Origin of the sequence: Nocardia sp. CA-120079, assembly GCF_050955745.1 — a bacterium.
GTDB lineage: Bacteria > Actinomycetota > Actinomycetes > Mycobacteriales > Mycobacteriaceae > Nocardia.
On sequence record NZ_CP192088.1, the window covers coordinates 768,117 to 786,775 of the forward strand.

The 18,659-nt window shown below is 66.2% G+C and carries 19 protein-coding genes and 1 riboswitch; of the genes, 10 read left to right on the forward strand and 9 right to left on the reverse strand.

Annotation, left to right across the window (positions count from 1 at the left end):
• Positions 1 to 24 precede the first annotated feature (24 nt).
• Positions 25 to 273, reverse strand: coding sequence for a hypothetical protein (locus ACQPYR_RS03640; RefSeq protein ID WP_433627587.1), 249 nt, complete (start codon positions 271 to 273; stop codon positions 25 to 27).
• On the opposite strand from ACQPYR_RS03640, the gene ACQPYR_RS03645 reads away from it, so the two are divergent.
• A complete protein-coding gene (locus ACQPYR_RS03645; protein WP_433627588.1) occupies positions 262 to 990 on the forward strand; it encodes an MFS transporter in 729 nt (242 codons plus the stop codon). The two genes, ACQPYR_RS03640 and ACQPYR_RS03645, sit on opposite strands and share 12 nt — an antisense overlap.
• Before the next feature lie 17 nt (positions 991 to 1,007).
• Here ACQPYR_RS03645 and ACQPYR_RS03650 read toward each other — a convergent pair whose 3' ends face one another.
• Positions 1,008 to 3,788 (reverse strand): ATP-binding protein, encoded by a 2,781-nt coding sequence (locus ACQPYR_RS03650; protein ID WP_433627590.1) that lies wholly within the window; start codon positions 3,786 to 3,788, stop codon positions 1,008 to 1,010.
• 133 nt (positions 3,789 to 3,921) lie between these two features.
• Between ACQPYR_RS03650 and ACQPYR_RS03655 the strand changes: the two genes are divergently transcribed.
• The 3 genes from ACQPYR_RS03655 (at position 3,922) to ACQPYR_RS03665 (ending at position 5,688) form a co-directional block, all read left to right on the forward strand.
• Positions 3,922 to 4,251 carry a hypothetical protein gene (locus ACQPYR_RS03655; protein ID WP_433627592.1) on the forward strand — a complete coding sequence of 110 codons (330 nt, stop codon included), beginning with the start codon at positions 3,922 to 3,924 and terminating at the stop codon, positions 4,249 to 4,251.
• A 2-nt stretch (positions 4,252 to 4,253) separates the two neighbouring features.
• Entirely contained in the window at positions 4,254 to 4,793 is a 540-nt protein-coding gene (locus tag ACQPYR_RS03660) for a YceI family protein (RefSeq protein ID WP_433627594.1), read from the forward strand.
• Positions 4,794 to 5,205: 412 nt separating this feature from the next.
• Positions 5,206 to 5,688 carry a VOC family protein gene (locus tag ACQPYR_RS03665; RefSeq protein ID WP_433627597.1) on the forward strand — a complete coding sequence of 161 codons (483 nt, stop codon included), beginning with the start codon at positions 5,206 to 5,208 and terminating at the stop codon, positions 5,686 to 5,688.
• On the opposite strand, the gene ACQPYR_RS03670 is transcribed toward ACQPYR_RS03665, so the two are convergent.
• Entirely contained in the window at positions 5,681 to 5,875 is a 195-nt protein-coding gene (locus ACQPYR_RS03670) for a hypothetical protein (RefSeq protein ID WP_364353751.1), read from the reverse strand. The genes ACQPYR_RS03665 and ACQPYR_RS03670 overlap by 8 nt on opposite strands.
• A 108-nt stretch (positions 5,876 to 5,983) precedes the next feature.
• Positions 5,984 to 6,110: riboswitch (TPP riboswitch) on the forward strand.
• Here ACQPYR_RS03670 and thiC point away from each other — a divergent pair.
• Entirely contained in the window at positions 6,102 to 7,727 is a 1,626-nt protein-coding gene (thiC, locus tag ACQPYR_RS03675; RefSeq protein WP_433627599.1) for a phosphomethylpyrimidine synthase ThiC, read from the forward strand. Its footprint overlaps the riboswitch before it by 9 nt.
• Before the next feature lie 450 nt (positions 7,728 to 8,177).
• Here the strand turns inward: thiC and fahA are convergent, their stop codons facing one another.
• From fahA to ACQPYR_RS03705, 6 genes are all read right to left on the reverse strand, one after another.
• Positions 8,178 to 9,353, reverse strand: coding sequence for a fumarylacetoacetase (gene fahA / locus ACQPYR_RS03680; RefSeq protein WP_433627602.1), 1,176 nt, complete (start codon positions 9,351 to 9,353; stop codon positions 8,178 to 8,180).
• Positions 9,350 to 10,606 carry a homogentisate 1,2-dioxygenase gene (locus ACQPYR_RS03685; protein ID WP_433627604.1) on the reverse strand — a complete coding sequence of 419 codons (1,257 nt, stop codon included), beginning with the start codon at positions 10,604 to 10,606 and terminating at the stop codon, positions 9,350 to 9,352. Before ACQPYR_RS03685 ends, fahA begins: the two co-directional genes overlap by 4 nt.
• A 136-nt stretch (positions 10,607 to 10,742) precedes the next feature.
• Positions 10,743 to 11,378, reverse strand: coding sequence for a TetR/AcrR family transcriptional regulator (locus tag ACQPYR_RS03690; RefSeq protein ID WP_433627607.1), 636 nt, complete (start codon positions 11,376 to 11,378; stop codon positions 10,743 to 10,745).
• Positions 11,379 to 11,391: 13 nt separating this feature from the next.
• Positions 11,392 to 12,207: an exodeoxyribonuclease III gene (locus ACQPYR_RS03695; protein WP_433627609.1), complete on the reverse strand. Its 816-nt coding sequence runs from the start codon at positions 12,205 to 12,207 to the stop codon at positions 11,392 to 11,394.
• A gap of 54 nt (positions 12,208 to 12,261) precedes the next feature.
• Positions 12,262 to 13,251 (reverse strand): N-acetylglutamate synthase, CG3035 family, encoded by a 990-nt coding sequence (locus ACQPYR_RS03700; RefSeq protein ID WP_433627612.1) that lies wholly within the window; start codon positions 13,249 to 13,251, stop codon positions 12,262 to 12,264.
• Positions 13,244 to 13,834 carry a peptide deformylase gene (locus ACQPYR_RS03705; RefSeq protein WP_433627615.1) on the reverse strand — a complete coding sequence of 197 codons (591 nt, stop codon included), beginning with the start codon at positions 13,832 to 13,834 and terminating at the stop codon, positions 13,244 to 13,246. The genes ACQPYR_RS03700 and ACQPYR_RS03705 overlap by 8 nt, the downstream gene beginning before the upstream one ends.
• Before the next feature lie 186 nt (positions 13,835 to 14,020).
• Here ACQPYR_RS03705 and ACQPYR_RS03710 point away from each other — a divergent pair, with 186 nt between their 5' ends.
• The 5 genes from ACQPYR_RS03710 (at position 14,021) to ACQPYR_RS03730 (ending at position 18,645) form a co-directional block, all read left to right on the forward strand.
• The gene (locus tag ACQPYR_RS03710; RefSeq protein ID WP_433627618.1) at positions 14,021 to 14,368 is read left to right on the forward strand and encodes a DUF3263 domain-containing protein; all 348 of its coding nucleotides are present in this window, start codon (positions 14,021 to 14,023) and stop codon (positions 14,366 to 14,368) included.
• Positions 14,369 to 14,675: 307 nt separating this feature from the next.
• Positions 14,676 to 15,236 carry a LytR C-terminal domain-containing protein gene (locus ACQPYR_RS03715; RefSeq protein WP_433627621.1) on the forward strand — a complete coding sequence of 187 codons (561 nt, stop codon included), beginning with the start codon at positions 14,676 to 14,678 and terminating at the stop codon, positions 15,234 to 15,236.
• Between the two features lie 130 nt (positions 15,237 to 15,366).
• Entirely contained in the window at positions 15,367 to 16,053 is a 687-nt protein-coding gene (gene sodC / locus ACQPYR_RS03720) for a superoxide dismutase[Cu-Zn] (protein ID WP_433627624.1), read from the forward strand.
• Positions 16,054 to 16,066: 13 nt separating this feature from the next.
• Positions 16,067 to 17,212, forward strand: a complete 1,146-nt coding sequence (locus ACQPYR_RS03725) for a glutamate--cysteine ligase (RefSeq protein WP_433627627.1) — start codon at positions 16,067 to 16,069, stop codon at positions 17,210 to 17,212.
• A 146-nt stretch (positions 17,213 to 17,358) separates the two neighbouring features.
• Positions 17,359 to 18,645, forward strand: a complete 1,287-nt coding sequence (locus ACQPYR_RS03730) for a DUF5933 domain-containing protein (protein ID WP_433635000.1) — start codon at positions 17,359 to 17,361, stop codon at positions 18,643 to 18,645.
• Positions 18,646 to 18,659 lie beyond the last annotated feature (14 nt).

The window sequence follows — 18,659 nt, forward strand, 5'->3', positions numbered from 1 at the left end:
ATCGATCGGCCCGGTTGTCGTCAGCTACCGACCCCAGCCGTTTTCGAGCAGGTCGAACAACTCGTGGAACGCGCTCGCCGGATCTTCCCGAGTACCCGCGACTTTGGCGGCTTCCAGTGCGAAGTGGGCGAGTCCCGCGGCCGCGAGATCACCCGCCGGTGCGCCGGTCGCTTCGCCGATCGCCGCCGCCAATGCGGATTCGTGCCGCAGCAGCATCTGGTGTGCGTACTCACGCAACGCGGGCGTCGAGTCGACGAGGCGATGAAAGGCCACGATTCCGGGATCCGTGCCATCGGCGTGTTCCTGATCGGGTCGGTGCTGGCGGGCGCGTCCTGGTCGATGCCCGCGCTGATCGGATTCCGCGCACTGCAGGGCCTCGGCGCGGGTGGTATCGCGGTCACCGCATTCGCCGTCATCGGCGCGCTGGTCCCGCCGCGCGAACGCGGAAAGTATCAGGGCATGACCGCGACCACGATGGCCGTCGGCACCATCGGCGGACCGCTGCTCAGCGGCGTGATCATGTTCGGATCGGTGCTGTATTTGCCGCTGTTCCAGCAGACGGTGCAGGGCGCCTCGGCCGCGAACTCAGGACTGCTCCTGCTGCCGATGATGTTGCCGCTGCTGGTGGTCTCCCAGATTGTCGGGAAGCGGATGACCGCGACCGGCAAGTACAAGATCTTCTTCATTCTCGGCGGGCTTTTCCTGACCGCGGGCGCAGTCCTGCTCTCTACCATTGACGTCGAAACAGGCCGTCTGACAACGGGTTTCGCCATGGCGCTGCTGGGCGCCGGACTCGGCTTCGCCATGCAGCTGTCCACCGCCGTCGCACAGAACAGCGTGGAAATGGCGAATATCGGCGCGGCCTCCGGTGCGGTAACACTGTTTCGCACACTCGGCTTCCTGATCGCCTGGTTCATCGAAGAAGTTCCGTTGCGCGGCAAGGCTCCCGAGCCGGTTGCCATCGAAAAGCCCGAAAGAGCCGCTGCCTGATGCGGTACGGCGCCTGCTCAGGAGCGCAGGCGCCACGCCGCGACCTCGGTTCGATTCTGAAATCCCAACTTGGCCAGGATGCTACGGACATGCGTCTCCACCGTGCGCTCGGAAAGTACGAGCCGAGTGGCGATTTCGCGGTTGGCCAGGCCATCCGCGACCAGGTCCGCGACCTCGGTTTCGCGGGCGGTCAGCGGGTTCGCGTTGCGGCCCGCCCGGTCGATCTCGGCGAGCAGCGCATCGGCGGCCCGCAGCCGGTGCGTCATATCGAGTCGCCGAAATTCCTGTGCCGCTTCGGTTATAGCCGACCGAGCGGCGCGCAGATCCCGGGGCGTGCCCCGGGTGCGTAGCGCGTCGGCCAGCCCGAGGCGGCTCAGCGCCAGAAAAGGGCGCGCGCCGATCCGGCTGTCCATCGCGATCGCACGCTGATAGTGCTCGATCGCGGCGTCGACCCGTCCGGCGGTGAGCGCGAGGTCCGCGATCGGGCGGGCGATCGAACCGGAGCACAGCACAGCGCCGCCGTCGGCGAGGTAGTAGCCGTCGTCGGGTCCGAACGCCTGGTAGGTGCGTTCGGCGGTTTCCCTGTCGCGTAACAGCACCGCGGTGAAACCGAGGTTGTAGAGCAGCCCGAGCCAATGCGGACCGATCTGGAAGGTGCCTGGCAATTCCCGGAACTCCTGGAACAGCGCGCGTGCCTCGTCCAGATCGCCGGCCAGGGCGCGTGTCATCGGGAGGAAGATCCGGATCAACGGTATCTGCGGCGCGTGGCGCATCGCCGCCGATCGCTCGGCGGCTTCGGTTTCGGACACATATCCCTGCACCATGTTCATCAGCCCGCGGAATGCGTGGTGCAAACCGAGCAGCGACTCGTCGCCCATCCTGGTGGCGAGTTCGAATGCGGCGTTATTGCTTTCGTCGGCCGTGGCAAAGTCTCCGGTCAGTGCTGCGCGGGTTGCATCGAGTCGATGCAGATGCCAGCGGGCGATCGGCAAGCGTCCCCGCTCGGCGACCTGCTCCAGCTCTATGATCGCTCGGTCGACCAGGCCGAGCTCGCCGAGTTGGAATGCGGCCGACGCCTGCCATAGATAGCCCCACAGCCGGGCCAGCGGCTGACGCGCCCGGTCGCCGATTTCGATAGCGCGTTCGACGAGGTCCATCCGCTCGGCGAGGAACTGCGGCGCCGAAAGGGCGAGGTGGCGGGCGTGGATGGCATCGAGCAGCGTGTCGGGGTCGCTGCTGCGTTCGGCGGTCGCCATGGCCGTCGCGGAAAGCTCTCTGGCGCGGTCGCATTCGCCGATCTGCGCGGCCGCCATGGCACGATGCGCGGTGAGACGGGCGATCGACGCGCCGTCGGTGTCGGCCGATAAGCCGCGTAATGCGCTGCGGCACAGTTGATCCACTGTGGCGATTACTCTCGGGGTACCGATACCGTGCACCACCAGCGCGGCCGCCGCCACGAGGTCGGGGCGGGTTGCCTGCTCGGCGATCGCCCCGGCCCGTGCGCAATGGTCGATGCTGTCGTCGATGCGACCGGCCTCGAATTCGCTGCGCGCGAGTTCGATCAACAACTCCGCCCGCAGCGGGCCGGGTGCGCTCGGTCCGATCGCCTCGATCGTCCATTCGTGGAAGCGGATCGCCGCGTCGTAGGCGGTCCTCGCGCGGGCGGATTCGGCGGCAATGCGAGCCCAGTGTGCGCAGTCGGCGTCGGTGCCGTGGCCGCTCGCCCTGCGCAGGTGGGTCGCGATCGGTCCGGCCGCCGAAGGATCGCCGTCGGCGCGGGTGGCGAGCAACTCGGCGGCGCCGCGGTGCAATGACATTCGCTCCGAGGGCGACAATTCGGCGTAGATCGCATCGCGGATCAGCGCGTGCACGAATGCGACTGCGCCGTTGTCGGGGCGCCGGACCACACCGGCGGTCACTGCCGTATCGAGCGCCGTTTCGACATCGGCGCCCGTGAGCTGTTCGAGTAATTCCGGTTCGATCCGCTCGCCGAGCACGCTCGCGGCCCGCAGCACCGTCCGGGTCACCGTGTCGAGTCGATCCACCTGCGCCAATGCCAGCCGTCGAAAACCCGGACGGGACAATGGATCCGGATCGGACTCACCGGACGATTCGACGACGAGTCGAACGTAGAGCGGGTTGCCGCCGGTGCGTTCGTGTAGTCGGTCGGCGGCCGCGGTATCCAGGGTGGGCGCGGCGTGGCGCAACCAGTACCTGACCTCCTCGACCGATAGCCCGGTCAGCGGCATCGTCTGGGTGTGCGGCATCCGTACCAGGTCCGGTAATTGTTCGAGATAGGGCCCGTCGGCGGTGTCGCGTGCGGTGGCGACCAGGAGCAACCGCTGGTGCGGGAGTTCGGCGGCGATGTGCCGCAGCAGCAGTAGTGAGGTCCGGTCGGCCCAGTGCAGATCCTCCAGCACCACCGCGAGTCCGGCCGGGGCCGCCGCCGCTTCGAGCGCGTCGGCGAAGACGGTGAACATCCGAAACCGTTGCGAGGCCGAATCCTCCCACCGCAAGGCGTCGCCACCCGCCAGTGCTTCGGCCAACTCCGGAAGGTCGCGGCTGAGCCGATGCCACGGCCACAGCGGCGGCATCCCTGCATCGTCGACAGCGAAGCCACGGCCGACGCGCAGCCCGCACTCGGCGGCCAGCGCCGCGGTGTGCTCGGCCAGTCGGGTCTTGCCGATTCCGGCCGGTCCGTCGATCAGGACCAACCGCCCCGGTCCCGCGGCGGCCGCGAGCACAGCGGCCCGCAGGCGGGCGAGCTCGCGATGACGACCGATCAGCGGGTCCTGCATAGGCAGCAGTATCCACGCGCTCGGCGGGCCGCGCGCGAGGTTCAGTACCGCGCATACGTGGTGACACTGATTCGCACTGCTGCCGTCGCACCGAAGCTGATTACATCATTTCCGCGGATCAGGAGCATTTCCGATGTATGCACAACTCGTCTATTTCGATGGACCACGCGGCACCGACAAATTGGTCGCGGCGGACTTCGCGTACCGGCACCGCATCGAACCGGCGCTCGCCGGTGTCCCCGGACTGCTCACCACCTACGAGCTGCGCCGCCACGACGGGTCCGGGATGATCGTGGTGTTCGCCGAATCCGAGGATGTGCTGCTCGACGCACAGCGCGCGATCCTCGCCACCGAACTGCTGCCTGGCGAGGATATGGCACTGCTGCCCGGCCCCGACCGGGTGGAGACCTATCCGGTGATCGCCCATCGCGGCTCCGCCGACATCTACGCGGATCGGGGCTAGCCATGACGTGGACACTGCTCGTCGAGCCACAGCTGCGACGTGGCCAACGACACTGGGTGGTCGCCCCGGCGCACAGCCGCGCCGAATTCACCGTCGCCAACTTCGGCCGCACCGTCTACGGCCGGGCGCCGATCCGGGACGGTCGGTTGACTACCGGGCCCGTCGGGACGCCCGAAACCGTCACCGGCACGGTCGATCTGGGTGCGATCGACACCGCGCATGCCCGGCGCGACCGGGATCTGCGTGCGCGCCGCCTGCTCGATCTGGACCGATATCCGCTGATGACCTTCACCGCCGATCGCATCGCGGATCTGGCTGGTGAATGGCGAGTCGCCGGGACGGCGCGGGTGCGCGGACGACCGCTCGAACTCATCTGCACCGTAACCAGATTCGTCCTCGGTCCCAATGACACCGTCCGGCTGCTCGCCCATGCCGTGCTGGACCGACGGGAAATCGGTATCCGGGCACCGGAGTTGATGATCGGGCGGTATATCGCGATCGAACTGAATGTGCTTTTGCGCCCGGAAGCCGAGTCGGACTGACGATCTCCGGCGCGGACCGACGAGGGGTCAGTCCGCGAGCTGATCAAAGGCACCGCGGCGGGCCCCTATGCGAACTGGGATGTCGACGACCAAGCGGTACTCGTGCTCTTCGATCGCGGCGCGATGTCCGAAGTCGTCGGCACCACCGATCTGCCCGTCACCGCCGCACCCGCGCAAGATGCGTGATGTTCGTCTGCCGAGTGCCCGACGTCGACACGGGCCTCGACCTCTGCCTGCGCAACGGTGCGACCCTGGCAGCCGCCGCGACCGAACTGGGGTCCGAACCTGCGCACAGCCCACTTGCGCGACCCAGCGGGTACCCTGATCGAGCTCCAGTCCTACTGACGGGCGATGAATTCCGTCCGCCAGCACCGTCGGCACTAATACAGGCACACCGATCGGGAGGACCACCATGCAGAAAATCGTCACGAACCTCTGGTACGACACCCAGGCCGAGGAGGCCGCCGAGTTCTACTGTTCGTTGTTCGAGGATTCGAAGATCACCAATGTCGTGCCCTACTCCGAGGTGGGTCCGCGCGAAGCCGGGCTGACGATGCTCGTCGATTTCGAACTCAACGGACAGAAGTTCACCGCCATCAACGGCGGCGGCGATTACCACTACACCCACGCCATGTCGCTGCTGGTGAATTGCGACAGCCAGGACGAGGTGGACCGACTCTGGACGGCACTGCTCGCCGACGGCGGCCAGCCGATCGAATGTGGTTGGCTCAACGATAAATACGGTATTCCGTGGCAGGTCTGGCCCGTCGAAGCCGACACCCTGTTGACGAGTACCAACCGCGCGGCCGCGAACCGCGCCATGCAGGCGATGCTCGGTATGCAGAAGATCGACCTGCAAGGCATGCGGGACGCCTACGAGGGCAAGATCAGCTGATCTGCCAGGAGCCGACCTCGCGGTATCCGGAGTTGTAGATCGCGGAGCTGTCACCCTCGGTGATCTGGTAGTGCTTCATATTGCCGCCCCAATAGCGCAGGATCCGACCGAGCTCATCGGCGAGATCGGCCGGCGCCGCCACGCCTTCGGGCAGGACATCCAGATCTACCTCCAGGATGAATTTCACCCTGAGGAATGTACCGGCGCCCGGTCGGGCCTCGGGCGCTTCGCTGTATGTTCCTCCGATCGCCCGGCGGGGCGCGGACGTGGAAAGGTATCGTCGGGCGGGAAAATTTCACACACCAACGGGGGCTCGCACCAGCGGGCTGAGAGGACGGCTAGCCCAATTCGGGCGTTCAGGGCCGTCGACCGTATGAACCTGACCGGGTAATGCCGGCGTAGGGAGGATATTCATGGGTACACCTGTAGATTCCGTGACCACCGGTCCGATCGAAGGCAGCGTCAAGCACTACCAGCAGGTCGATGACCTGCGCATTCCGGTGCGTCGGATCAATCTGACCAATGGCGAGCACTTCGACGTCTACGACACCTCGGGCCCGTACACCGATGAAACGGCGTCCATCGATCTCGAGGCCGGGCTACCCGAGCTGCGCGATAGCTGGACCAAGCCCGAGGTCGACGGTCCGCCGACCCAGCTGGCCTGGGCGCGGCAGGGCATCGTCACCCCCGAGATGCGCTTCATCGCCGCGCGCGAGGGCGTCACGCCGGAACTGGTGCGCGACGAGGTCGCCGCCGGTCGCGCGGTCATCCCGGCCAACCACAGGCATCCGGAGCTGGAGCCGACCATTATCGGCAAGAAGTTCCTGGTGAAGATCAATGCCAATATCGGCAATTCGGCCGTGTCCTCCTCTATCGCGGAGGAGGTGGAGAAGATGGTGTGGGCCACCCGCTGGGGCGCGGACACCATCATGGATCTGTCCACCGGCAAGAACATTCACGAGACGCGCGAATGGATCATGCGCAACTCGCCCGTCCCGGTCGGCACCGTGCCGATCTATCAGGCGCTGGAGAAGGTGAACGGCGATCCGACCGCACTCACCTGGGAGATCTACCGCGACACCGTGATCGAGCAGTGCGAGCAGGGCGTCGACTATATGACCGTGCACGCCGGTGTGCTGCTGCGCTATGTGCCGCTGACCGCCAAGCGGGTCACCGGCATCGTCTCGCGCGGCGGATCCATCATGGCCGCATGGTGTCTGGCGCATCATCAGGAGTCGTTCCTGTACACCAACTTCGCCGAACTCTGCGAGATCCTGGCGCGCTACGACGTGACCTTCTCCCTCGGCGACGGTCTGCGCCCCGGCTCCATCGCCGATGCCAATGACGAGGCCCAGTTCGCCGAGCTGCGCACCCTCGGTGAGCTGACCAAGATCGCGAAATCGCATGGCGTGCAGGTCATGATCGAGGGCCCGGGGCACGTGCCGATGCACAAGATCGTGGAGAACGTGCGGCTGGAGGAGGAGCTGTGCGAGGAGGCGCCGTTCTACACCCTCGGCCCGCTCGCCACCGATATCGCACCCGCCTACGACCACATCACCTCGGCCATCGGCGCGGCCATCATCGCCCAGGCGGGCACCGCGATGCTCTGCTATGTCACTCCCAAGGAGCACCTCGGCCTGCCCAACCGCGACGACGTGAAGGTCGGCGTGATCACCTACAAGATCGCCGCGCATGCCGCTGACCTCGCCAAAGGCCATCCGCACGCCCAGGACCGGGATAACGAGCTGTCCAAGGCGCGGTTCGAATTCCGCTGGCGCGACCAGTTCGCCCTCTCCCTCGATCCGGATACCGCCCGCGAGTACCACGACGAAACCCTCCCCGCCGAACCCGCCAAGACCGCTCACTTCTGCTCCATGTGCGGACCGAAGTTCTGCTCCATGCGCATTTCCGCCGACGTGCGGGAATACGCCGCGCGCCAGGGGCTTTCGGATACCGAAGCGCTGCAAGCCGGTATGGCGGAGAAGTCTGCCGAGTTCGCCGACCACGGGGCACAGGTGTATTTGCCGGTCGTGTCGTAAAAATGGCGATAGCCCCGGACCAACGAGTGGCCCGGGGCTTCTCTCTGGAAGGTACACGAAGAATCCGCCGCTCAGGAGTGGATTCGCACAATTAATGCCGAGAGGTTGCGTCATCGGCGTTCGCGTGGGCCGATCGGGAAACCGAGGGCGCCGAAGGTGGCGCTCGAGTTACCAACAAGAGGTCTTTCTGAAACTGCTCCGACTATGGTCGAGGTATGACCCGGCAGCAAATCCGCCGCGCGGCCCGATCCGACTCCGGCGCGGCGCCGCATCCGTGGTCTCGATGCCGAGCAGCGCAGCGCGCAACGGCGCAGCCAACTGCTCGTCGCGGACTGGCTGCACCATCATGACGACGGCGGCGCGCCCGATATGGTCGATACCCTCATCGAGGATCTGCAGCGGTTCATCGCCGTCGTCGATGCGGGTGTTCGAACTGCCGCGCGTTGAACCTCATTCGCGCGCATGCCAGATGCGCCCGCGGACCTCGCCGAGGCCGACGCGCCGCGAATTCGCACCCCGGGCCGATGCCGTGATGACTACCTCGTCGCCGTCCTCCAGGAAGGTCCGGTGCAGCCCGTTCACTGTGACGGGTTCGGCTCCGCCCCAGGACAATTCGATGAACGAACCGCGCTGGTCCGGTTCCGATCCGGAGATGGTGCCGGATGCGTAGAGGTCGCCGGTGCGCGTGGCAGCGCCGTTCGCGGTGAGATGCGCCAGCATCTGCGCCGGCGACCAGTACATCCGGGAATACGGTGGATGCGAGACGGTTTGGCCGTTCCAGTGCACGGCCAGGTCGATATCGAGGCCCCACCGCTGGCTACCGCGCAGATAGGGCAGTGGTTCGGGTTCTTGCTTCGGCAGTCGAATGCGCGCGCTTTCCAAGGCGGCCAGCGGCGTTATCCACGCCGAGAGCGAGGTCGCGAAGGACTTGCCGAGGAACGGTCCGAGCGGCTGATACTCCCAGGCCTGGATATCGCGCGCGGACCAATCGTTCACCAGCGCGACACCGAAGACGTGCTCGGCGAACTGGTCGATATCGATCGGTGTGCCCAGTTCGGATCCGACTCCGACGACGAATCCGAGCTCCGCTTCTATATCGAGACGTTGCGAAGGCCCGAAATCCGGTGTACCGGAGGTGGTTCGGAGTTGGCCGTGCGGCCGCACGACCTCGGTCCCCGAGACGATGACGGTGCCCGCGCGCCCGTGATATCCGACCGGCAGATGCCGCCAATTGGGCAGCAGCGGTTCGGCATCGGGGCGCAACAGCCTGCCGAGGTTGGTCGCGTGATCGATGCTGGCGTAGAAATCGACATAGTCACCGATCTCTACTGGCAGTTTGGTACGCACATCGTGCAGTAGATGTACTGCCTCCCTCGGGAGTTCGTCAGCGATCAGCTCGTGGATCCGCTCGCGCACCTCGCGCCACCGACGTGGCCCCGCCGCCATGAAGGCATTCAGACTCGGCTCGGCGAACACCGGATCCTCCAGTGCCGCAGCCAGATCGATGACTTGCTCGCCGAGTCGCACACCCACTCGGAAGTCGCGGCCCTGCGGTGCGAAGACGCCGTAGGGAAGATTGTTCGGACCGAAGAGGGTGTTGTCGGGCACCTCGATGCGGGTCTTCATGCTGGTCCACGGCGCTGATTCGCGTGCGGGCGCTGATTCGGTTGCCGGACTGCGTCGGACTGCGGTCCGCGACCGGACCAGGTCCACGCATATCCGGGATCCTCGCACGCCAGCGCGCCTTCGCCGAGTTCGAGCGGTCGGAAAGTATCGACCATGACCGCGAGTTCATCGAAGAAGTCGATGCCGATACTGCGCTCATACGCGCCCGGCTGCGGACCGTGCGCGTAACCGCCGGGATGTACCGATACCGAACCCTGCCCGATGCCGGAACCCCTGCGCGCCTCGTAGTTTCCGCCGCAGTAGAACATGATCTCGTCACTGTCGACATTGGAGTGGTAGTACGGCACCGGAATCGATAGCGGGTGGTAGTCGACCTTGCGCGGTACGAAATTGCACACCACGAAATTGATTCCCTCGAATGCCTGATGGGCGGGCGGCGGCTGGTGCACCCGGCCGGTGAGCGGTTCGAAATCGGCGATATCGAAGGTGAGCGGGTAAAGGCAGCCGTCCCAGCCGACCACATCGAACGGGTGCGTCGCGTAGATCATCCGCGTGCCGACCACCTGACCGCCGGGTCGATGTTTCACCAGCACCTCGATATCGGTTCCGGTGGCGACCAGCGGTTCCCCAGGCCCGTGCAGATCCCGCTCGCAGTACGGCGAATGCTCGAGCAGCTGACCGAATTTCGAGAGATAGCGCTTCGGCGGGGTGATGTGGCTGGATGCTTCGATCACATACGCGCGCAGCGGTTCCGGGCCGCTCGGTAGCCAGCGGTGCGTGGTCGCGCGCGGAATCAGCACCTGGTCGCCCTGCCGGGCCGGGATGGTACCGAAGACCGTTTCGACAACGGCCGCACCGGATTCCACATACACCAGCTCGTCGCCGATCGCATTGCGGTACAGCGGTGAGGCACCCTTGGCCACGACATACGAGATCCGCACATCCGCATTGCCGAGTAGCAGTCGACGGCCGGTAACCGGATCGGCTCCGGCCGGGGTATCGCCGGGGAAGAGTTCGTGCAGGCGCAGATGGCGATGGCGCAGTGGATGATTCGGGGTGAGGGTCTGGTCCGGCAGCTCCCATATCGTCGAATCGACAATGGCGGGCGGCAGGCCGCGGTGATACAGCAGCGAGGAATCGCCGGAGAAGCCCTCTTCGCCCATCAGCTCTTCGTAATAAAGCCGTCCCTGGTCGTCTCGATGCTGGGTGTGCCGCTTCGCCGGCACCGCTCCCACCTGCCGATAGAACGCCATGACCGCACCTCCGGCTGTACCGCTGGATTTACTTCCATCGTAGTGCTGGAACGCCCGGTCCGGTGGACATTTTGTCGGTCCTCTGCCGTCTTCTGCGGCATTTCGCCTAGCGATGGGGTGAAGTGCTGAACAATTGTCAGGCGTGACGCAATGCGCGGTACACGGCCGCCCCGACAAAGGCGCCGAGGCGCTGCGGATCCCATCCGCCCTCGCCCGCAAGCAGCGTGCGCACCGCGCCCTCACCGGCGGACACCCACAGCTCGACCAGCACCGGCAACTTGCGCTCGGCGTCCTCGGTGCCCCACGCGCGCAGCGTCGGTCGCAGCAGTGTGGTGCAGCGCTCGATGGCGAGCTTGCGCCCGCGCCCGAACGAATCCGCAACGGCCGGATCGGGATTGCCGTACAGCAGCCGCCACGCATCCGGTCGTTCGGCCGCCTTCTCCAGCAGTGCGCGGAAACCGTCCACGAAAACGGTCTCGCCCGCGTCGACATCGCGGGGCGGCAGCACCTCGAGCACGCCGCCGACCAGGAAGCTCTCCTCGCGCTGGATGAGCGCCTCGATCAACTCGACGCGATCCGGGAAGCAGGCGTAGACCACCGGTCGGGTCACATTCATCCGATCGGCGATCGCGGCCATGGTGACCGCCGCGATGCCGTGCTCGACGGCGATCGCCAGGGCGGTGTCGAGCACTTGGGGCCGACGCCGCTCCGGGCCCAAATGCTGTGCCCGCTGTCGTGGCCGCACCGCCGTCTCGCTACCGCCGCTACCCATGGGCACCAAGATTTCAGTCGGTGAATTCGGCGATCACCGGGGCGTGGTCGCTGGGGCTCTTGCCTTTTCGTTCCTCGCGGTCGACCATCGCGTCCTTGGTGCGGGCGGCGAGGGCGGGGGAGGCGAGGATGAAATCGATGCGCATGCCTTCTTTTCGGGGGAAGCGCAGTTGGGTGTAGTCCCAGTAGGTGTAGACGCCGGGGCCGGGGGCGTAGGGACGCATGACGTCGGCGAAGCCGGTTTCGACGATGGCGTCGAAGGCGTCGCGTTCGGGTTGGGAGGTGTGGGTTTTGTCGGCGAAGAATTCGACGGACCAGACGTCGTCGTCGGTCGGGGCGATATTCCAGTCGCCGACCAGGGCGATCTGCGCCTCCGGATTCTCGGCGAGCCACTGGGCGCCGTTGGCGCGCAGGGCGGCAAGCCATTCCAGTTTGTAGGTGTAGTGCGGGTCGTGCAGGGTGCGGCCGTTGGGGACGTACAGGCTCCACACTCGCACTCCGCCGCAGCTCGCACCGAGTGCGCGCGATTCTACGATCGGGGCGCTGATCAGCGATTCGGCCGCATCCTTGTCGAAACCGGGCTGGTCCGGGAATGCGGCTTCCACATCGTCGAGGCCGATGCGAGAGGCGATGGCGACACCGTTCCACTGGTTCAACCCGATATGGGCGACCTCATAGCCGAGTTCGTCGAAGCGCTCGAACGGGAACTGGTCGTCGCGGCATTTGGTTTCCTGCATCGCGAGCACATCGATGTCCTGGCGGTCGAGGAAGTCCGCGACCCGGTCGAGGCGGGAGCGGATCGAATTGACGTTCCAGGTCGCGAGACGCACGGATGCCTTCCTTCGCAATGGGCTATAGGTCTGTTGTACCGCAGGACCGCAGGTTCAGCGAGAGCCGTCCGGCACGGCATAGCGGTAGGCGTGGTGCTCGAGGAAGCCCAATTCGTGATACATCGCTATGGCCCCGGTATTTTCGGCCTCGACCTGGAGATAGGCGTGGGTGGCGCCGCGGTCGGCGCCCCAGCGGATCAGCTCCGCGCAGATCAGCGAACCCAATCCGTGCCTGCGGTGTTCGGCCGCCACCGCGACGCAGGTCAGGCCGATCCAGCGGCGGCCGTCCGGTGCGATGGTGAGCGCGCCGCGGCCGATCGCGATGGGCTGCGGCAATCCGAGCGAGGCGAAACCCACTTCGCCGTCGTGCACGGCCTTGAGTACCTGCACCACCGGCGGCGTCGAAACAGACTGTGTCGCAGGATCTTCGCCGCTGTAGCGGTGCATCGACAACCAGGCGTCATCGGGTGCGGGCACGATGCGCACCATCCGCGGCCCCTGCGGCAGTACGAAATTCTCGATATCGATCGCCAGCAGCTGGGTTTCCCGCCAACTGCGCCAGCCCGGTGGCAGCGCAGCCAGCCGATCCGGCAGCGCGAGCTGCACCGGCAGCCCGTGCGCGGTGTACCACTCGCCGATCCGCTGCAGCGTATCCGCGCCCAGCGCCGCCGGACCGTCCGAGCTGCCGAGCGGCACAGCGGAATTGGCGCGGTTGGTATAGCCGTTTCCGGCCCGCAGCAGCCAGCCGTCGATCCAACCCTGTTCGATACCTGGCCAGCCGTAGGCCGCCGCGGCCTCCAGCGCCCGAATCTCCCTGGTGCGAATCGGCCTCGGCCCCAACGCTTTCATCGCGACCACGCGATCCACCGCGACCGCGACGACCTGCCCGTCCGCGGCCCGCACGGTAGGCGGATCCAGCGAAACCAGTTCGCCGATCACATCTGTGAGTGGTTGTGGATAACCCGCAGGCAAGCGGTACCGCAGCACCACGCGCCGACCCAACTGGATATCGGGCAATGGCGAATCACCCGCAGGATCAGTCATCGTGTCCGAACGGGTCGGGCACGGTGCCCGGAATCCAGCTGAGTCCCGGTGTGCCCCAACCGTTGCGCTTGATCGCCTTCTTGGCCGCACGGGCGTTGCGGCCGATCAGCACGTCCACATAGAGGAATCCGTCGAGATGTCCGACCTCGTGCTGCAGCATGCGGGCGAAGAAACCCTTGCCCTCGATCTCGACCGGTTCCCCGTGCTCATCGGTTCCGGTGACGCGGGCCCATTCGGCGCGACCGGTGGGGAACTGCTCGCCGGGCACCGACAGGCAGCCCTCGTCATTGTCATCGGGATCCGGCATGGTCTCCGGAATCTCGGAGGTCTCCAGCACCGGATTGATCACCGCGCCCTTGCGCCGCACGGCCGAGCCGTTGGGACCGACATCGGGGCAGTCGTAGACGAACAGCCGCAGCGGCACGCCGACCTGGTTCGCGGCCAGTCCGACGCCGTTGGCGGCATCGAGCGTCTCGTACATATTCGCGATCAGCTCGGCCAGTTCCTCCGGCGTCTGAGTGACCTGCTCGGTCGGATTGTGCAGAACCGGGTCACCGACGATCACGATGGGGAGGATTGCCATGGGGGCAATTATTGCCGATCGGCTCGCACGGGTCGCAGCCGCCGCGATCGCGGGTGGTCGCGACTCGCTACCGACCGGTAGCGAACACGCCGCGACAGTGCTGGGGCAATCCCGCGGCCCGTGGTTGAATGATCCGCGACGTACAAGCATCATTTTCCTCTGGTGGTCACTCGGCGAGGGAGCAAGATGGACGGCGCAGCGGCTCGGAATCTTTCCGGGATCCAGGACGGCCCTTCCGCGAGCGAAGATGTCACGGCAGCCCAGCAGGTCGATGGTGACGGTGCCGGTCTCAGTCGTCGCGAACACGACATCCTGGCCTTCGAACGGCAATGGTGGAAATACGCCGGGGCTAAAGAAGAGGCCATTCGTGAACTGTTCGGCATGTCGCCGACCAGGTACTACCAGGTACTCAATGCGGTAGTGGATCGGCCGGAGGCGCTTGCGGCCGATCCCATGCTGGTGAAGCGGTTGCGTCGACTGCGAGCGAGCAGGCAGAAGGCGCGGGCCGCTCGGAGGCTCGGCTTCCAGGTATGACGCGCCACCGTAAAAGCGGACCCTGCGCAGAGACCACAGGGGCCGGTTTGCGGATAGGGTCATTAGCGTGAGCGAGCGTCAGCGAGTGAACCGTCAACACAGCGCGCCGTGGCGCACGGCGGAGCCGAGCGCCAGCGAGGCGCAGCCGTGAGCGAGCGTCAGCGAGTGAACCAAAGACGCAGCGCGCCCTGGCGCACGGCGGAGCCGAGCGCCAGCGAGGCGCAGCCGTGAGCGAGCGTCAGCGAGTGAACCAAAGACACAGCGCGCCCTGGCGCACGGCGGAGCCGAGCGCCAGCGAGGCGCAGCCGTGAGCTACCCGAATCCCACCTCCGGCGGGCCGCCGTTGCGCGCGCTGGCGATGGTGTTGATCGCGCTGGCCATCGTTTTCGCGGGGCTCGGCGCGATGTCCTTATCGAGTTCGGATTCCGATACCTCGGGGGCGGGTGATCCCTCGAGCACAACGAGTCGGGCCGCCGCCACCACGGCGGTCGCGACGACCAACGCGCCGGTGCAGACCACGAGTGCGGCACTGACAAGTTCGGCGCCGGCCACCACGAAGCCGTCGACCACGACGACGTCGCCGACGACGACCACGGCGAATCGTGCTGTCCCGGTACATGTTCTGAACAACAGCACCATTGTCGGACTGGCCTCGCGCACCGCGGGCGAGCTCACCGCCAACGGCTGGACGGTCGCCGAAGTCGGCAACTATCCCGGCCCTAATCTCACGAATACGACTGTGTACTACGGCAATAACCCCGGCGAGAAAGAAGCCGCACTGGCCATAGCCGATGAACTGGGCGCGACCGCGGAGCCGCGCTCCGGAGGGTCGGGTTCGGGCGTGACGGTAGTTGTCACGGGCAACTGACCAGTCCGGGGGCTCGCGACACGGCCCGGTCACGGGTGCGACACGGCGGGCGTGGCATCATCTTGTCCGGTAACGAACGTGTCCACCCAGCTTTACTCGTAAACTCGGTACTCGTAAAGGAGTTCCCCCGATGGCCCCGTCCACAACTCGTCGCCCGTCCTGGCGCACTGTGACCCCGGTGCTCGCTGTCGCGGTCTTCGGCCTTGCCGCCTGCTCGAACAGCCAGGAGTCGAGCGACGTCCAGGGAACTACGCCGCCGGTGTGGACCGGTGCGTCCGCCCCGCAGGCCGGCGAATCCGGCACCGAGACCGGCGCCCCGAATGCCAACACCGGGGTGAAGGTCGACCTCAAGGACCCCGCGGGTTCCTCGGTCGCCGTTGCGAACATCACCAAGGACGGCAACCACCTCCAGGTCAGCGTCGAGGCGCACGGCCTGCGTCCCGGTTTCCACGGCCTGCACATCCACCAGGTCGGCAAGTGCGAGCCCAACTCGGTCGCGCCGACCGGCGGACCCGCGGGTGACTTCCTGTCGGCCGGCGGCCACCTGCAGGTCGGCAGCGCCAACGCCCATCCGGCCAGCGGCGACCTGACCTCGCTCGAGGTCCGTGCCGACGGTTCGGCCAAACTGGTCACCACCACCGATGCGGTGACGCTGGACGACATCAAGGGCAAGGCCCTGATGATCCACGCCGATGCCGATAACTTCGGCAATATCCCCAACCGTTATGTCCGCGCCGACGGCGTTGCCGGCCCGGACGACACCACACTGGCGACGGGCGACGCTGGCGGTCGCATCGCCTGCGGTGTAATCCAGTAGCAAGGTCACCGATATGGCCGGGACAGCAATCGCGCGGGTTCCCTTCCCCGGGTCGCCCCGGCCGACCATCGGTATCGAATGGGAGATCGCGCTCGTCGACAAGGTGACCCGCGATCTGTCGAATACCGCTGCGGCCGTATTCGATTCGCTCGGTGACCTGCACGCCTACGACGGAACCCCGCAGGTCACCAAGGAATTACTGCGCAATACGGTCGAGCTCGTCACCGGTGTGCACAACACCGTGGGCGAGGCGGTCGACGATCTACGCGGCACCATGGATACCGTGCGCCGTGCCGCCGATCCGCTCGGCGTCGATCTGTTCTGCGCGGGCACCCATCCGTTCGCCCAGTGGTCGGCCCAACAATTGACGCGCTCAGCGCATTACGACGAGCTGATCGATCGCACCCAGTGGTGGGGCCGCCAGATGATGATCTGGGGCGTCCATGTGCATGTCGGAGTTTCGCACGGCGAGAAGGTTTTTCCGATCCTCAACTCGCTGCTGCTGTCGTATCCGCATCTGCTGTCGCTGTCCGCGTCCTCGCCGATGTGGGCGGGTTCGGACACCGGTTATGCGAGCAACCGGACGTTGATGTTCCAGCAACTGCCCACCGCAGGTCTGCCGTTCCAATTCGAAAACTGGACCCAGTTCGAGCATTTCGTGCACGACGAGATGAAGACCGGGGTCTTCGAACAGCTCGGCGGCATGCACTGGGATATCCGGCCAGCACCGAAATGGGGCACCATCGAGGTGCGCGTCTGCGATGGGATCTCGACCCGCGCGGAGCTGGCGGCCATGGCCGCGCTCATCCACTGCCTGATCGTCGATCTCGACCAGCGCCTCGACAATGGCGAGACGCTGCCGACCATCCCGCCGTGGCATGTCCAGGAGAACAAATGGCGCGCGGCGCGCTACGGCCTCGACGCGATCGTCATCGTGGACGACGACAGCAATGAGCGGTTGGTCACCGATGATCTGATGGATCTGCTGCAGCGGTTGGAGCCGACCGCCAAGCGGCTCGGTTGTGCGGACGAACTCGCACTGGTGGCGGAGATCCCACAGCGCGGCGCGTCGTATCAGCGGCAGCGCAAAGTGGCCGCGAGCACCCAGGGCGATCTGGTCGCGGTGGTCGACGCCCTGGTCAAGGAGTTGGACCAGTAGTTCTGCCTGGTCGAAAGGTCGGCTGACGTTCAGCTGGTCAGGGGGATGGCGTTCATCCGCCGTTTACTATGGTCGACGTGCTTGTCGAAGATCCGAGTCAAAAGGCTGGCAGCCTCACCGAGTGGGTGCGCGTGCCGCGCTCGCGGATCTGGACGGCGGCCGCGATCGCGGCGGTGCCGGTGCTGCTCATCGCCCTACAGGTGGGTTCGATCGGGCACGATTTCGAGGGGCCGCTCGGCAGTCTGTGGCACGACTACGTGGGCACACCCAAGTCCATGTCGGTGCCGTGGGCCGGACTCGTTCTGGCCCTGGTCGGAATCTCCAAGCGCCGCAGGATGATCGCGGTCGGCATCGCGGCGGGTATCGACGTGGTATGGGCGAGTATTCGACTGCTCAGCGGCGAGTCGTTCGCCATCGGCAATGGGCCGACGCTCGTGCTCACCGGTCTGGCGCTGGTCGCCGGATTCCGCTGGAGCGGAGCCGAGCGACGCAATGCGCTGCACGCCGCCGCGCTGGGTGCGTTGCTGGTGCTGGCCACCAAGGTCGGTGATGTGTGGCTGCACATTACGGTCGTCAGCCGGCCGCAGGTCTACGACGTCTATGTGGCGCTGGCCGACCATGCGCTCGGCGATCCGTCCTGGGTGATGGGCCGCGTGGTGGACGCGCTCGGGCCGGTGGTCTACGCGGTGCTGCACTGGGTCTATATCGAACTGCCGGTGGCGGCGATCGTCGTCGCGGTGTGGCAGCTGCGCCGGGTGGTATCGAGTGGGGTGTGGCCGACCCACTACCTGGTGCGAACCTTCCTGGTGCTCGGACTGATCGGTCCGGTCGGCTATGTGATCTTCCCGGTGGTCGGCCCGATGTTCGGCTATGGCGCCGACGGCCACGGCATGCAGGTGGGCAACTTCTGGCCCGATTTCGTCCCGCCGATCGATCGCAATCCGACGCCGCTGTCCTTCGACTCCTTCACGCCACGCAACTGCATGCCCTCCATGCACACCGCTTGGGCGCTGTCGGTCTTCGTGCACACCCGCCGGGATACGGACGGCTCGCAGGCTCCGCTGTGGCTGCGCTGCCTCGGCGCGTTCTGGTTGGCCGCCACACTGACCGCGACGCTGGGCTTCGGCTACCACTACGGCGTCGATCTGGTCGCCGGTGCGGTGCTGTGCCTGACCGTCGAATCGGCGTTGCGCGATCCCGAGCGTGGCTGGGGTTGGTTCCGGGTGCGCCTGGTGCTGTTCGGTGTGGTGATCCTCGGCGCGCTGTTGCTCTCGTTCCGCTATCTGGCGGTTTCGATGGCCGAATATCCGGTGCTGGCCGGGACAGTCGTGCTCGCGTTGCTGGCCGCGATGGCCGCGGCATTCCATGCGACGTGGTTTGCCGGGGCTCCGGTGGTCGAGGCAAAAGAGGTTCCGGTCGGCGCTGCTCGATAGCTCTGAGCGCTATC